Annotated in this window: 1 protein-coding gene; it reads right to left on the bottom strand. The window is 77.9% G+C overall.

The genetic code is table 11. The annotated features are described in order from the left end of the window. Positions 1–658: 658 nt before the first annotated feature. A complete protein-coding gene (locus E1265_RS36075) occupies positions 659–1621 on the bottom strand; it encodes a pyridoxal-phosphate dependent enzyme (protein WP_243741360.1) in 963 nt (320 codons plus the stop codon). Between the last annotated feature and the right edge of the window lie 14 nt (positions 1622–1635).

The raw sequence follows: 1635 nt of genomic DNA, 5'->3' as shown, positions 1-1635 counted from the left end.
ATCCTGCCGCGCCGCCCTGGCTGACGGAGCGCCCCGAAGGACCTGAGTACTGGTGGGCGGGGGCAGTGGGAGGGCCCGAGCCGTCCCTGCCCTGGCAGGCTGACGGCGCCCGAAAGCACCCCCGCCCCGGCGGGCTGATGGCCCTCGAAAGCGCCCCCGCTCCGACGGCGGAGGCGGTGGGAGGGCCGAGCCGTCCGCGTGGGCGCCACCGCCCTGGCGGGCGCCTCGACGGAGGGCACCCACCGCGAGACGGGAGACCACCCACCACCGCCGCCGGCGAACCGGGGCGACGGGAAGGGCCGAGGCCGCCGCCGGGGGGCGGCGCCTCAGCGCTGCCCGCGCCCGGCCGCCGGGCGCGCCGAGGCACAAGACCGCCCGGCACCGCCAGCGGGACCGCCACAGCGGGAGGGCATGCTCGTTCGGCGGCCCGCCGCCGGACAGAAGCGGCGGGAAGGAACGAAGCCTCCGCCGGGCGCGCCGAGGCGCAAGAGCGCTCGGCGCCGCCAGCGGACCGCCGCAGGCGAGGGGACGCGCGTTCGGCGGCCTGCCGCCGGACAGTAGCGGTGGCAGGGACCTCGCGGAGGCACGAGGCGGCCCGGGGTCCAGTGAGGGCCTCGGCGGCCCGGGGTGCGGCGAGGGCCTCGGCGGACGTGTGGGGTCAGGTGGCTGCGGGGCCCCGGCCCCGCCGGGGGGAGGCGCAGGTGTGGAGTTCGGACTCGCTCGCGTTCGCGCCCGTGCAGACGATGGCGACGCGCCGGGTGGCGAAGTGGGTGGGGTGGGCCAGGAGCCCGGCGAGGGCCGTCGCGCCGGCGCCTTCGGCGAGCGTGTGGGCGTCGCGCATCAGCCGCCACTGCGCGGCGGCGATCGCGTCGTCCTCGACCAGCAGGAAATCGGCGAGGTGGTCCCGCATGATCCGCTGGGTGAGGTCGAAGCCGGCGCCGGTGGCCAGGCCCTCGACGCGGGTGCGGATGGGGCGGGTGAGGAGCCGGCCGGCGCGCCAGGAGTCGTGCGCGGCCGGCGCGGCGGCGGACTGGACGGCGTAGACGCGACATCGTGGGGCGACCGCGGCCGCCACCAGGCAGGCCGCCGCCGCGCCGCTGCCGCCGCCGACGGGGACGACCAGCGCGTCCAGGTCGGGGGCCTGGTCGAAGATCTCCAGGTAGGCGGTCGCGACGCCCGCGATCAGCTCCGGCTCGTTGGCCGCGCTGACCAGCCGCATGCCCCGCTCGGCCGCCACCCGCTCGGCGTGCGCCGCCGCCTCGCCGAGGTCGGCGCCGGCCTCGATCAGTTCCGCGCCGAGCGCCCGCACGGCCCTCGCCTTCGCCGGGTTGGGTTCGACCGGCATGACGATCACGCAGGGCGCACCGAACCTGGCCGCCGCGTAGGCCAGGGACTGCGCGTGGTTGCCCGTGGAGTAGCCGACGATGCCGCGGGCGCGCTCGGCCGCGTCCATGCCGGCGAGGAGCGTGAGGCCGCCGCGCACCTTGAAGGCGCCGGTCGGCTGGGTGTTCTCGTGCTTGACCAGGATGGTGGTGCCGTTGCCCGCGGCCGCGTCGAGCGCCGGATACGACCACATCGGGGTCGGCGGCAGCTGGTCGGCGAGCAGCCGGCGGGCGCGCAGCTGTCTCTTATACA

The sequence above is a fragment of the Streptomyces sp. 8K308 genome, assembly GCF_004348315.1.
Classification (GTDB): domain Bacteria; phylum Actinomycetota; class Actinomycetes; order Streptomycetales; family Streptomycetaceae; genus Streptomyces.
The sequence above is the reverse complement of the archived record's forward strand: the minus strand, read 5'-3'. Positions and strand labels throughout refer to the sequence as shown.